12 protein-coding genes are annotated in these 13,235 nt (G+C 45.1%); 9 read left to right on the forward strand and 3 right to left on the reverse strand.

Annotated features, from left to right (window positions below; all coding sequences use genetic code 11):
- Positions 1 to 51: 51 nt before the first annotated feature.
- The gene (gene galE / locus V1502_RS18535) at positions 52 to 1,059 is read right to left on the reverse strand and encodes a UDP-glucose 4-epimerase GalE (RefSeq protein WP_409252066.1); all 1,008 of its coding nucleotides are present in this window, start codon (positions 1,057 to 1,059) and stop codon (positions 52 to 54) included.
- 117 nt (positions 1,060 to 1,176) lie between these two features.
- Positions 1,177 to 2,226, reverse strand: coding sequence for a DctP family TRAP transporter solute-binding subunit (locus V1502_RS18540; RefSeq protein WP_409252067.1), 1,050 nt, complete (start codon positions 2,224 to 2,226; stop codon positions 1,177 to 1,179).
- 71 nt (positions 2,227 to 2,297) lie between these two features.
- Between V1502_RS18540 and V1502_RS18545 the strand changes: the two genes are divergently transcribed.
- The 9 genes from V1502_RS18545 to V1502_RS18585 all read left to right on the forward strand — a co-directional run bounded on the left by V1502_RS18545 (position 2,298) and on the right by V1502_RS18585 (position 11,700).
- Positions 2,298 to 3,917, forward strand: coding sequence for an ATP-binding protein (locus tag V1502_RS18545; protein WP_409252068.1), 1,620 nt, complete (start codon positions 2,298 to 2,300; stop codon positions 3,915 to 3,917).
- The gene (locus tag V1502_RS18550) at positions 3,892 to 4,572 is read left to right on the forward strand and encodes a response regulator (RefSeq protein WP_409252069.1); all 681 of its coding nucleotides are present in this window, start codon (positions 3,892 to 3,894) and stop codon (positions 4,570 to 4,572) included. Before V1502_RS18545 ends, V1502_RS18550 begins: the two co-directional genes overlap by 26 nt.
- 203 nt (positions 4,573 to 4,775) lie before the next feature.
- Positions 4,776 to 5,774, forward strand: coding sequence for a TAXI family TRAP transporter solute-binding subunit (locus V1502_RS18555; protein WP_409252070.1), 999 nt, complete (start codon positions 4,776 to 4,778; stop codon positions 5,772 to 5,774).
- 40 nt (positions 5,775 to 5,814) lie between these two features.
- The gene (locus V1502_RS18560) at positions 5,815 to 6,300 is read left to right on the forward strand and encodes a DUF1850 domain-containing protein (RefSeq protein WP_409252071.1); all 486 of its coding nucleotides are present in this window, start codon (positions 5,815 to 5,817) and stop codon (positions 6,298 to 6,300) included.
- The gene (locus V1502_RS18565) at positions 6,297 to 8,456 is read left to right on the forward strand and encodes a TRAP transporter permease (RefSeq protein ID WP_409252072.1); all 2,160 of its coding nucleotides are present in this window, start codon (positions 6,297 to 6,299) and stop codon (positions 8,454 to 8,456) included. Before V1502_RS18560 ends, V1502_RS18565 begins: the two co-directional genes overlap by 4 nt.
- Entirely contained in the window at positions 8,457 to 9,248 is a 792-nt protein-coding gene (locus V1502_RS18570) for an SDR family oxidoreductase (RefSeq protein WP_409252073.1), read from the forward strand.
- Between the two features lie 224 nt (positions 9,249 to 9,472).
- The gene (locus V1502_RS18575) at positions 9,473 to 10,264 is read left to right on the forward strand and encodes a transporter substrate-binding domain-containing protein (protein ID WP_409252074.1); all 792 of its coding nucleotides are present in this window, start codon (positions 9,473 to 9,475) and stop codon (positions 10,262 to 10,264) included.
- A gap of 66 nt (positions 10,265 to 10,330) precedes the next feature.
- Positions 10,331 to 10,975, forward strand: a complete 645-nt coding sequence (locus V1502_RS18580) for an amino acid ABC transporter permease (RefSeq protein ID WP_409252075.1) — start codon at positions 10,331 to 10,333, stop codon at positions 10,973 to 10,975.
- Positions 10,972 to 11,700 carry an amino acid ABC transporter ATP-binding protein gene (locus V1502_RS18585; RefSeq protein WP_409252076.1) on the forward strand — a complete coding sequence of 243 codons (729 nt, stop codon included), beginning with the start codon at positions 10,972 to 10,974 and terminating at the stop codon, positions 11,698 to 11,700. The genes V1502_RS18580 and V1502_RS18585 overlap by 4 nt, the downstream gene beginning before the upstream one ends.
- Before the next feature lie 87 nt (positions 11,701 to 11,787).
- Here the strand turns inward: V1502_RS18585 and V1502_RS18590 are convergent, their stop codons facing one another.
- Positions 11,788 to 13,230 (reverse strand): aldehyde dehydrogenase family protein, encoded by a 1,443-nt coding sequence (locus V1502_RS18590; RefSeq protein WP_409252077.1) that lies wholly within the window; start codon positions 13,228 to 13,230, stop codon positions 11,788 to 11,790.
- Positions 13,231 to 13,235 lie beyond the last annotated feature (5 nt).

The following is a 13,235-nucleotide window of genomic DNA, read 5'->3' on the forward strand; positions in this document are numbered from 1 at the left end:
CCTTTGGATTTTTCCGATAGCAACAATTTTTACGAACACAGCGTTTTTTTATCAATAACCTTGCGGGTTTTTAGACTGCCATCTCCAAGAGTCTTCACACATCTCTAGCAGGCTCTTCTCAGCTTTCCATCCTAACTCTTTCTCTGCTTTTGCAGGATCGGCAAAGCACTCCGCGATATCACCAGGTCTCCGCTCAACGATCTTATAAGGAACTTTCCTGGAAGAAGCTTGTTCAAAAGCCTCGACCATCTGCAGAACGGAATATCCCTTCCCGGTACCCAGATTATATGCTTCAACGCCTGTTTCAGCCATCACTTTATCCAAAGCCTTCAAATGGCCCTCAGCCAAATCCACAACATGGATGTAATCCCTGACACCTGTTCCATCCACTGTCGGGTAGTCACTTCCAAAGACACTCAATTGTTCCAGCTTTCCTACCGCCACTTGAGTGATGTACGGCATCAGATTGTTTGGCAATCCATTCGGGTCCTCACCAATCAGCCCGCTTTTATGAGCGCCAATCGGGTTGAAGTAGCGAAGCAGCGCAATACTCCAAGAAGGGTCGGATACTGCCACATCCCTTAAGATTTGTTCGATCATCAATTTAGTCTGCCCATAAGGGTTGGTCGCACTCAGTGGAAAGTCTTCCACCATGGGCACCTGCTCAGGCACCCCGTAAACCGTAGCAGATGAACTGAATACCAGTCTTTTGACATCATGTTGCTGCATCACTTCTAAAAGAGTGATGGTTCCGGCAATATTATTTTTGTAGTAAAACAATGGCTTTTCCACTGACTCGCCAACTGCTTTCAGTCCAGCAAAATGAATCACCGCATCAATCGTGTTTTCAGAAAAAACTTTATCCAACCCTTCCTTATCAAGAAGATCCACTTCATAAAAAGCCGGCTGTTTACCGGTGATTGTGTGAATGCGGCGTAGTACCTCCGGCTTACTGTTCGAATAATTATCAACTATGATCACATCATATTCATTTTCCAATAGTTCCACGACCGTGTGGCTGCCAATATAGCCAGTGCCGCCAGTTACCAAAATTGACATGCATAAACCTCCAAATTATATCTCTTTTATATCTTTCATTATATAGTAATTTCCATTAAATGATATAGTACAAACTGAATCCGGGACATGCTGCGGTTCACAGTTCACTGTCCCTCTTCACTGTTCACCCTGTATCGCCCTCACCTCATCCATGATCTGCCTTCCGATAACCGGTTCGTATTGTTGATAGAGAGGCTCAAGTTCCTCCTTCCACTTCTCCTTTTCAACGTTCAGGAGAGTGTGGATTTCAAGAAGGTTATCCCTCTTGATTTCCCTCATGTGCGAGTCGTTAATTTCAATGGAATGCCTGCGGATCCAATCAGTCGTTTCTGCAAGGGCGTCTTCTACCGCCATCTTATGTTCCGGCGAAAGATCTGACCAGAAATCCTTGTTCATTAGCACCACATACCCTAAATACGCATGATTGCTGACAGTCAGGAATTGCTGATTTTCATATAGTTTTTTGCTATAAATATTTGATATTGTATTTTCCTGCCCGTCTATGAATCCGACCTGAAGATTTTCATAGGTTTTGTTAAACGGCAGGGAACTGACAGCAGCCCCCAGAAGCTGATATTGATCTTCTATTAAGTCACCTGGCATCGTCCGGAAATGGAGATGCTTAAAGTCTTTCGGGTACACAAGCGGCTTCTTACTATTGGTAATTTGCTTAAAGCCGTTATACCAGAAAGTGAGTCCCCTTACCCCTTCCTGACTTTCAAGCTTGTCCAGAAGAATGTTTCCAATCACTCCTGAATAAGCGGCCTCTACTTCCTCATGAGTACGAAAAGCAAAAGGGAGGTCAAACACCTGGAATTCCGGGATATACTCGGAGACCTTCGATGTCGCCGGCATAATCATCTGGACGTTATTGTTTTTAAGGGCATTCCATTCACTGATATCGGAATAAAGAGAGCCATTAGGATAAATTTCGACCTTTACCTCGCCATTGGTCCTTCTTTCGACCAGTTCCTTAAAGCGCCGGGCAGCTCTTCCTTTAGGTGTGATTTCCGAGACAACATGGCTGATTTTTATAACCCTCTGCTCTTTAATTTTTTCTTGCTCATCATCATATGCAAGGGAAAAGGTGGTGTGGGAGTAAAAGCCGGAAACAATCGCGCTCACAATTCCGGAAACAATCAAAACAAGTACCACTGCTGTTTTCAAATTAAATCCCCCCACTTTTCGTCTAGTAAAATGGTACAATATGAGAGAGTAAAGTGGAAGGAATTTTCAAAATGATCACAAAACATATTCCTATTCAACAGAAGATTACCATGCTTACCTTCGGGGTAGTGACATTCACCCTGCTCATAGGCTTAATCATATTTGTCGGCAAAATTGCAGAAATGAAAGAGGAGGAACTGGGGCAACAGGCGTTAATCATTTCCAGAACCGTCGCCAACCTTCCTTCCATAAAAGAAGAACTGGGCACACCTGGTGGCTGGGAAACGGTTCAGCCCATCGTAGAAAATATCAGAACCGTTAATGGCTCTGACTATATAGTAGTGCTGGATATGAATCGGATTCGGTATTCCCATCCATCCGAAGAGCTTCTCGGCACGCTGTCTTCCGGTAAGGATGAAGGCCGTGCATTTGCCGAACACAGTTATGTGAGCAAAGCACGAGGAGATATGGGAACTGCCATGCGGGGATTTGTTCCAATCATGGATGAGAACCATCAACAAATCGGTGTCGTTGTAGTCGGGATTCTTTTACCTTCCCTCGGCAGTATCATAAGCTCCCTGCAAAATGAGCTTCTGCTGATAGGGATCATAACACTGCTTTTCGGCGTCATTGGCTCATGGCTGCTCGCCAAACACATCAAAAAAGAAACCTTCCAGCTTGAACCGCATGACATCGCAAAACTGCTTGTAGAGCGGACGGCTGCTTTCCAAGCCATGTACGACGGCATCATTGCGATTGACAAAGAAGCCAGAATCACGGTCATCAATGAAAAAGCAAAAGAGATATTATCCATTACAAAGGATATTACAGGGAATTCCATCGACTTTGAAGTACCCTCCTCAAAACTTCCGAATGTATTAAAGACGAAAGAATCCGTTCACCATGAAGAAATGGTGATGGGAGATAAAATTGTTTTAAGTTCCAGGGTGCCGATAATCGTGAACGATGAAGTGGTCGGGGCTATGTCTGTCTTTCAGGACCGGACGGAAATGACACAGCTTGCTGAAGAGCTGACCGGCGTTAAGGGTTTTATCGAGGCGCTCCGGGTTCAAAACCACGAACACCAAAATATATTACATACCGTTGCCGGCCTGATCCAACTCGAACAGAACGAAAAGGCGCTGGAATACATTTTTCACTCTGCCAGCCAGGAAGAGAACCTGGAAAAGTTTATCATGGATCGGATAAAAGAAGACCGCCTGTCCGGACTTCTTTTAGGAAAAATCAAACGGGGAAGAGAACTGGGCATTACCGTATCACTTGATGAAGACAGCTTTGTATCCAATCTCCCTCCATTAGTGGATGCCCGTGATCTAGTGATCATCCTTGGAAATCTTATTGAAAACAGCCTTTACGCTTTACAGGAGTCAGCAGATGAAAACAAGGAAGTTCATTTGTATATAAAAGAAAGTGATAAAGAATTCCGGCTTGAAATTGAGGACAACGGAAGCGGAATTGCCAGCAATGATCTTCCGCGTATCTTTGAGAAAAATTTTACCACCAAAGGAAAAAATGGATCAGGCATAGGACTTTATCTTATTAAAACAATCGTGGAAAGAGCCAATGGACAAATAAAAGTGGACTCTGCAGAAAAGGCAGGCACCGTAATACAAATCTTATTCCCGCTGAATGGAGGTAAAAAGCATGAGCATACGAGTGATGCTGATTGAAGATGACCCGATGGTACAGGAGGTCAACCGCTCGTTCATTGAACGCATTCCAGGCTTTCAAGTATGCGCCATTGCTTCAAATGGCAGTGAAGGCCTTGCGGACATGGCAGAAACCAGCCCAGACCTTATCTTGCTGGATAACTTCATGCCTCAGAAGAATGGAGTAGAGACACTTCTGTCCATCCGGCAAAAAAACCTCAACGTAGATGTCATTGTCATTACCGCCGCCAAGGACAAAGAAACCATTTTAACCATGAAACGCTTCGGAGCCTTTGACTATATCATAAAGCCTTTTCAATTTTCCCGTCTTCAGGAGGCTCTGTTAAACTATAAAAATTTCAAACAAACATTTAAGAGCAACGGCCCTCTGGAACAAAAAGACTTAGACCTTTTACAGGGACCTTCACCAAAGTACGCCGGCTCCAAAGAGGACCTTCCCAAAGGGCTGAATCAAAAAACCTTACAGCAGGTCACCAGCTTTCTTTCAATTCAAAGTTCTCCCCTTTCAGCGGAAGAAACAGCAGAAGGTATAGGGATTGCCCGTGTAACAGCAAGACGTTACCTGGAATATTTGCAGCAGGCAGGCCAAGTTGAGCTTGTCGTCGAATATGGGAGCATCGGGCGGCCCGTCAACCGGTATAAGTGGATTCAGTAATAAACATTCAAGGCTATTGCGAGTGGCAATAGCCTTTTTCTTTAACGCATTAAAGCACTAAGAGGGACTGTCCCTCTTAGCGCTTTAATGCGTTAAAGACCACCCCCACGACCAAAAAGAACAAAACGTTCAATATGGTCAAAATATTCAATTAAATTAATGTAAGCGTTAACATTATAATCAATAAAACAAAGGGGGAAAAAGTGTTGAAGAAAATTACAATCCTATCCATATTAGCTATCATTTCTTTAGTATTAGCTGCTTGCGGAGGCAACCAGACTGGGGGAAATGAATCCGGAGGCGGAGAAACATCCAGCCAGTCCATCGTCCTTGGAACCGGGGGAACTTCAGGGGCTTACTATGCAATTGGGGGTTCACTGAAGCCCATTTTTGAAGAGAGTGAGTCAATCGGAAACGTAACAGTCGAATCTACCGGAGCTTCTGTAGCCAATATCCAAAATATCAATGACGGTTTGAATCAAATGGCCATTGTCATGAGTGATGTAGCCTATGATGCATTAGAAGGCGTTGGACAATTCGAAGGCAGCGCTGTAGATGTCCAGGCACTTGCCGGTATGTACCAAAACGTAGTACAAGTCGTTGCTTTATCTGACAGCGGCATCTCCAGCATCGAAGACCTGAAAGGAAAAAGAGTCGGTGTCGGCCAGGTTGGATCCGGAGTGGAACAGAGTGCCCAGAAGGTATTGGAAGCAGCCGGATTGACGTATGACGATATGGAAAAAGTGACACATACAGGCTATGCCGACAGTGTTCAGGAAATGAAAAACGGCACACTTGATGCAGCATTCTTTACATCTGGTGTACCGAACAGCAATATCACTGATCTTATGCAGCAAAATGATGTTCAGTTCATCGAAATCAAAGGTGACCTTGCAGACAAGCTTATGCAAAAATATCCATTCTATAAGCCTTTTACAATCCAAGCTGGCGATGAAGCAAAGTATAATCTTGAATCCAAGGTGGAAACAGTCGGAATTCAAAATATGCTCATTGTATCAAAAGACTTAAGCGAAGATGTCGTTTACGATTTGACGAAACGCTATTACGACTACTTGGGGACAGACTCGGTGGCCGTTGCACCACTGAAAGAAGTCGACAGAGACGAAATGGCGAAAGGCTTGATCGCCCCGCTGCATCCGGGAGCAGAGAAGTTTTATAAAGAAAAAGGATTATTGGAGTAACTCCAATAGAAGGGCATCAAGCTTGGTGCCCTTTTAATCTATGAAAAAGACATTCCTGTACAGCCTTTTCGCATTCTTCCTGCTTTTATTACTGCCGGTTCATGTCCTCGTTCTCGCCGATCTTGAGAAAACCGTTAAAATTGAACCCTATTATAAATCTGTAACCTTCTCCCTCCGCTGGACCCATTCTGTTGAAAAAGAAGATTGGGAGGAATTTTTCCAAGTTGAAGATGAGAACATCCTTCTTCAATCAACAAGATTCAAAACCTTTGGAGCCGGCGTCCCGGATAACGCAGGAGAAGAAACGTTCATTAAAGACGGCTGGGTCTACATGACAAACATTCATCAACCCATCGGAGATTCGCTGCAATTTCAAACGGGCAAGGAGACGAATCACCGCTTATTTATCAAGGAAGAACACCTGTCTCTCTCACCGCAGCAATCCTATGACCTATATACAACAAAAATGCCAATCTATGAATACCTTTTTTCTCTTATTATTGCTACGCGAGGTGAAAATCTATGACTAAAACAAAAAAATTGAACATTGAAGAACTGGACCGCGAAGGAAACACGAGGGCCCAGTTCCCCAAAGTGATCGCCATCATCATGACAGTGATGGCCGCCGGCATCGCTCTTTTTCACTTATATACTTCCTATGCTGGAGCTCTCGTTGATGTTAAACAGCGAAGCATCCACTTATATGGATTAATGGCGCTGGGATTCCTGCTTTATCCTTTTTTAAGCAAAAAGAAAGGAAAAGCCGTTCCCTTCTATGACTATGTTCTAAGCGGATTATCCATTTTTGCAGGGATCTATATGTTGATGACAGCCGAACGAATCACCCAGGCAGGCGGGCAAATCAACAATATGGATTTCTATGTCGGGATCATGATCATCGTCCTGCTCATTGATTTAACCCGCCGTATTACAGGATGGGGATTAACGTTGCTTGCACTGGGGTTCCTTGCATACGGATTCTGGGTAAAACTCTCCATCTACCCTGTCCTGAATCCTCAGCTAGTGATGACCGTAAGTAAAAAAATGATTTCCCAGCTGGTCTACATTACGGAAGGAATTCTCGGAACAGCCATTGCCGTATCAGCTAGTTACATCATTCTGTTCATCTTGTTTGGTGCCTTTTTGAGCCGGTCAGGTATGGGCAAACTTTTTAACGACCTTGCACTGGCCATTGCCGGAAGTTCCAAGGGAGGGCCTGCAAAAGTGGCAGTCATCGCGAGCGGCTTTCTCGGCTCCATTAACGGTTCAGCCGTCGCAAACGTCGTGACAACCGGTGCCTTTACGATTCCGTTGATGAAAAAAATCGGATATAAAAAAGAGTTTGCCGGTGCTGTGGAATCAGCTGCCAGTGTGGGTGGGCAAATCCTCCCGCCAATCATGGGAGCCGCGGCGTTCATCATGGCGGAAAACCTGAATGTTCCTTATACGAAAATCATTCTGGCCGGAATTATCCCCGCTCTGCTTTTCTATGTCGGAATCCTTTTTCAGGTTCACTTCCGCGCATCCAAACGAGGCTTGGAAAGTGTGCCTAAGTCAGAATTACCATCGGTAAAGGAAGTCCTTGCTGAAAGGGGACACCTGATTATCCCGATGCTTACACTGCTTTATCTGCTGTTCTCAGGAAAAACACCATTCTATGCCGCTTTCTGGTCTATCCTGGCGACTGTTATCATTTCAGGCTCGAAAAAGATGTTGGCATTGTCATCAGCTCTTGGCTTGTTTTTCATCTTTCAGCCTCAAATCACAGGAATATTCAGCGGTGAGAGCATCCCTCCATTAAAAAGCGGATGGTGGGAACTGCTGCTGATCGTCATCCTCCCGCTTGCCATTAATCTGGCAAGAAAAACAATGAAGTATGAGGCGGAAGAAATCGGGATCACTGAATGTGTCCAGGCGCTGGAGGAAGGTGCCAAAACGACAATCCCAGTCGCCATCGCCTGTGCCGCTGTAGGAATTGTCGTTGGAGTAGCATCCTTGACCGGTGTGGCATTGGAGCTTGCCAACAGTATTGTCGGTATCGGAGCAACTATTGACAGTCCGCTGCTTCAGCTTATGATCACCCTGTTGCTGACGATGGTAACCTCCATTGTTCTGGGAATGGGTCTGCCAAGCATTCCGACCTACATTATTACGAGTACCATGGCGGCACCGATTCTGTTGCAGCTCCCACTGTTCCGTGAATTGGCGGGCTCTTCAGAAACGGCCATCTTTGTAGCTCATATGTTTGTGTTCTACTTTGGAATCTTTGCAAATATAACACCTCCTGTAGCCCTTGCTGCTTTTGCCGGAGCAGGAATTAGTGGAGGAGATCCGAATAAGACTGGTTTCCAAGCCATGAAACTGGCGATTGCCGGCTTCATCGTCCCTTTCATGTTTGTGTTCTCAAAGGAAATGCTCATGCTTGATGCTACAGTGGTGAACATATTAATAATCACCATTACGTCCGTCATCGGTGTTTTCCTTCTTTCCGTTGCAATTGAAGGCTATTTCACAAGGGTAATCCCAATGTCTTACCGACTGATCAGCGCAATCGCAGCCTTCCTGCTTATCTTTCCGGGATGGGTCACCGACCTCATTGGACTCGCTGTCTTTGTTCTGATTTTGGTCTGGAGTTTCAAAAAGCCTGCGGCAGCCAATATTCCTAAAGAAAGGGTGCTGTAAATGAATCTTGGCTTAAAAGATAAGAGAGTTGTTGTCACTGCCTCGAGCAAAGGACTTGGATTTGCAGCGGCTTTGGAGTTTGCCAAAGAAGGCTCCAAAGTCCTCCTCTCCAGCCGGAATGAAGAAGAACTGCAACAGGCGGTGAGTACAATCCGGCAAATAACCGGAAACGGTAATATTCACTACCGAGTTTGCAATATGATAAATGGCAATGATATAAAAGCCCTCTTCCAGACCGCTGAGGAATGGATGGGCGGAGTAGATATCCTCATCAATAACACCGGCGGCCCTCCAGCCGGGGGGTTCGACTCTTTCTCTGATGAGGATTGGGAGTATTCGTTTAAATTAAACTTACTGAGCTATATCCGTACCATCCGGGAGGCCCTTCCCTATATGAGAAAAAATAAAAAAGGAAGAATTTTGAACATCGCCTCCTCCTCTACCAAGCAGGCAATCGATGGACTAATTCTTTCCAATACCTTCCGCTCAGGGGTTGTGGGACTTGCCAAAAGTTTATCTTCGGAACTGGCTCCAGACAATATCTTGATTAATACAGTAGGTCCTGGACGTATCGCCACAGACCGGGTCGCCGAACTTGACCAGATCAACGCCAGCAAACTCGGTATACCCGCTGAGGAATTTAGGACCAAAAGCGAAACATCCATACCACTCGGCAGATATGGGGAGCCGGAAGAATTCGCCAAGGTTCTTGTCTTCCTAGCCTCTGACGCAAATACCTACCTCACCGGCCAATCCCTGCTCGTCGACGGCGGCATGGTGAAAGCACTATAACCAAAAAGGACCCCCCTCAAGCTTGAGGGGGGTCCTTTTTTGGAGGAGAGACATGGTGCAGTTCAATTGCCTGCCCCCACACCCTTTATCACGCTAAAGCGCTAAGAGGGACAGTTCCTCTTAGCGCTTTAGCGTGATAAAGAGTCTTTTCTTGAAATTGACTGCGATGTTTTGGTAACATTGTTAATGTACTGAATAATATATTAATTTACTGGAGGGGTTTGATGAAGAAATTTAAATTATTGAGTTTTTTAACGGCTCTAATGCTTATCCTTGCTGCGTGCGGGACGAACAATGCATCTGACGGAGGAGATGAAGGAAGCACTGGCGATAATGGGGGCACTACATACACTGTCGGTACCGACACGACTTATCCACCTTTCGAGTTTGAACAGGGCGGCGAATATAAAGGGATTGATATTGATCTAATCAATGCGATTGCAGAAGAAGAAGGATTTAATATTGAATTAAAACCAATGGACTTCGGCGGAATCATCCCTGCCCTTCAAGCGGATCAGCTTGATGTAGCCATCGCGGGTATGAGTATTACTGATGAAAGAAAAAAGAAAGTGGATTTTTCTGATCCTTATTTTGACGCAGGGTTAATTCTTGTCGTGTCAGAAGATAACAACGACATTACAACGGTAGAAGATTTAGAAGGTAAGATTGTCGCCGTTAAGAATGGGACAACCGGTGCTGCTAAAGCTGAAGAATTAAAAGAAGAAGTCGGTATAAAAGAAATCCGCCAATTCAATGACAGTCCGTCCATGTTCCAGGAAGTTGCTAACGGAAATGCTGACGTTCTCATTGAAGATTATCCGGTAATCGCTTATCAAATTAAAACAAAAGATCTTGGGTTAAAAACCGTCGGAGAACGCCTGAACGGTGACCAGTATGGAATCGCCGTATTAAAAGGAGAGAACAAGGAACTTCTCGAAAAAATCAACAGCGGCCTTCAAAAACTCAAGGACAGCGGTAAATATGATGAAATCCTGAACCGCTACCTGGGAGAGTGAAGCTACACAGCGCGCCCTGCTGCGCGCTGTCTTTTTTGAATTTTACAGCATGAAAGGAGAAACGCCATGGATGTCATAATAGAAATACTACCGATGTTATTGGACGGTCTTCAGCTCACGGTTTATATAACAGCCGTAGGATTGTTTTTTGGATTTATCATTGGATTGATTATAGCACTCTTACGCTTATCACCCATTGCACCTTTAAAGTGGGTGGCCCTTTGGTTCATTAACTTCGTTCGCGGAACACCCTTCCTGGTTCAGTTATTCTTTATTTATTTTGGCTTGAATTCACTGGATTTTATTTCTTTACAACCAATCAACGCAGGTATTATCGGGATTGCCATCAACGCAGGGGCCTATATTGCAGAAATCGTCCGTGCAGGAATTCAGTCTATTGATAAAGGCCAGACAGAAGCAGCAAGGACCTTGGGACTATCGAGTGGACAGACAATGCGCTATATCATTCTGCCACAGGCATTAAGAAGGATGCTGCCAGCCTTTGTAAACCAGGCAATCATTAGTTTAAAAGATACTTCACTACTTTCCGTTATCAGCGTTGCAGAGCTCACACAAAGAGGACAGACGGCAGTATCTGCAACTTTTGAAGCCTTTAAAATTTGGGGAGCTGTGGCACTAATGTATTTCATCCTGATTTACCTTCTTACAAAACTTGGCGACTTCGTAGAAAGGAGATATGAACTGCGATGAGTGTCATACAAGTGAAGAACCTGAAAAAATCGTTCGGCGATTTAGAAGTTTTAAAAGATATAAGTACTGATGTTAAAGAAAAAGAAGTGGTCTGTGTCGTAGGACCTTCCGGATCAGGAAAAAGTACTTTCCTGAGATGCTTAAATAAACTCGAGGAAATCACAGCGGGACAAGTCATCGTCAATGGAAACGACATCACCGACCCCAAAATCAACATTAACAAAATTCGTCAGGAAACAGGGATGGTGTTTCAGCACTTCAACCTCTTTCCACACAAAACAGTACTGCAAAATATTACATTGGCTCCGATGAAAACAAAGGGTGTCGATAAGGAAGCTGCCAAGCAAAAAGCATTGGAGCTTCTGAGAAAAGTAGGACTTGAGGCGAAGGCAGAAAGTTATCCGGGAGAACTATCCGGCGGCCAAAAACAGCGTGTCGCTATCGCAAGGGCACTTGCCATGGAACCAAAAGTCATGCTGTTTGATGAACCAACGTCTGCCTTGGACCCTGAAATGATCGGTGAGGTTCTTGAGGTTATGAAAGACCTTGCAAGAGAAGGAATGACGATGGTCGTTGTAACTCACGAAATGGGCTTTGCCCGTGAAGTCGGGGACCGGGTCATCTTTATGGATGGCGGGTATATCGTGGAAGAAAATGTACCAAGTGAACTCTTTGGGAATCCTCAAAATGAACGGACGAAGGCTTTTCTTGGGAAAGTTTTGTAGGAAAAGGTTTCTATTCTACCAAGCAGCATCAGCCAACAGGGTTGATGCTGCTTTTTCAATTCATGGAATAGGCTCTCCATTATCTAATCATCTATACTTAACCGCCACATTCTTCAATTGGGTATAATTCTTCAAGGCGACCAATCCCTTTTCTCTGCCAAATCCGCTCTTTTTGTAACCGCCGAATGGCATCTGAATGCCTCCGCCTGCCCCATAGTTATTGATGAACACCTGGCCCGAGCGCACACGGTCCGCCAAACGGTGGGCTTTTCCAATATCCTGTGTCCAGATACCGGTCACCAAGCCGTACTCTGTCCCGTTCGCCAGCTCAACTGCTTCTTCTTCCGTTTTAAAGGTGAATACAGAGAGGACAGGACCGAAAATCTCCTCTTGCGCAATGGAGCTGTCAGGAGAAACTTTATCGATGATTGTCGGTCCCAAATAGAAGCCTCCTTCAAATCCAGTGATCTCCACCCGTTCACCCCCTGTAACGACTTTGCCTTCTTGTCTGGCTTGATGAACAAAAGCCATCACCCGGTCAAATTGGTTTTGGGACAAAATCGGACCTAGCTCAGGATCACTGCTACCTGGTCCAATTTCGATTTTTTCAAATCGTTCTTTTAATAAAGAAACAAAACGTTCCTTATAAGAAGCTTCAATCAACAACCTGGACCCTGCTGAGCATGTTTGGCCGGCGTTTTGAATGATGGATTTTATAACCCATTCAAGCGTATTTTCTTCATCACAGTCACGGAAAACGATGTTCGGAGACTTCCCTCCAAGCTCGAGTGTGACAGGAACGATGTTTTCGGCAGCCGATTTCATCACCATCTTTCCTGTCTGAACGGAACCTGTAAACGTAATATGGTTGATATCGGGATGAGAGGATAAAGCCTGACCCGCTTCATAGCCGTAACCGGTGACCACATTAAATACCCCTTTCGGAAGAACGGTCTCATCAAAAAGTTCAGCGAGCTTCAATGCACTTGAAGGTGTATCTTCCGCTGTTTTCACCACAACGGTATTTCCTGTAGCAATTGCAGCCGCTGTGCTTCGGGAGGTAATCTGGATCGGATAATTCCATGGAATGATATGAGCTGTCACGCCGATCGGCTCCCTGACGGTAAAATCGAGGATGCCGTCTTCTATCGGAATCGTTTCCCCCATCACCTTGTCGGCTGCGCCCGCATAAAATTCAAAATAGCGCGCGGCCGCTTCCACATCGGCATAAGCCTGTGAAAGCGGCTTCCCGACATCCGCTGTTTCCAGTTCGGCTAATTCCTCCCTATGCTGACGGATTTTATTCGCCATCTCCAGGAGGATGTACCCCCGCTCATGAGGCTTGACCTTTCTCCATCCCTCACTCTCAAAGGCTGAACGGGCAGCTTTCACTGCATCCTCTACATCTTCCTTCCCGCCTCGTGGTATTGTTCCTATGACGGACTGATCCGCAGGGTCATAAAAGGTTATTGATTCACCGGACCTGCTCTGCACCCATTCCCCGTTTATATACATACTGAGCTCTTTCATCAGAC

Source organism: Rossellomorea sedimentorum, from assembly GCF_046237645.1.
GTDB lineage: Bacteria > Bacillota > Bacilli > Bacillales > Bacillaceae_B > Rossellomorea > Rossellomorea sedimentorum.

Coding starts and splice junctions, on each gene's coding strand:
- galE (WP_409252066.1), bottom strand. CDS start 1,059: ATGTCAATTTTGGTAACTGGCGGCACTGGCTATATTGGCAGCCACACG.
- V1502_RS18545 (WP_409252068.1), top strand. CDS start 2,298: ATGATCACAAAACATATTCCTATTCAACAGAAGATTACCATGCTTACC.
- V1502_RS18550 (WP_409252069.1), top strand. CDS start 3,892: ATGAGCATACGAGTGATGCTGATTGAAGATGACCCGATGGTACAGGAG.
- V1502_RS18560 (WP_409252071.1), top strand. CDS start 5,815: ATGAAAAAGACATTCCTGTACAGCCTTTTCGCATTCTTCCTGCTTTTA.
- V1502_RS18565 (WP_409252072.1), top strand. CDS start 6,297: ATGACTAAAACAAAAAAATTGAACATTGAAGAACTGGACCGCGAAGGA.
- V1502_RS18570 (WP_409252073.1), top strand. CDS start 8,457: ATGAATCTTGGCTTAAAAGATAAGAGAGTTGTTGTCACTGCCTCGAGC.
- V1502_RS18575 (WP_409252074.1), top strand. CDS start 9,473: ATGAAGAAATTTAAATTATTGAGTTTTTTAACGGCTCTAATGCTTATC.
- V1502_RS18580 (WP_409252075.1), top strand. CDS start 10,331: ATGGATGTCATAATAGAAATACTACCGATGTTATTGGACGGTCTTCAG.
- V1502_RS18585 (WP_409252076.1), top strand. CDS start 10,972: ATGAGTGTCATACAAGTGAAGAACCTGAAAAAATCGTTCGGCGATTTA.
- V1502_RS18590 (WP_409252077.1), bottom strand. CDS start 13,230: ATGAAAGAGCTCAGTATGTATATAAACGGGGAATGGGTGCAGAGCAGG.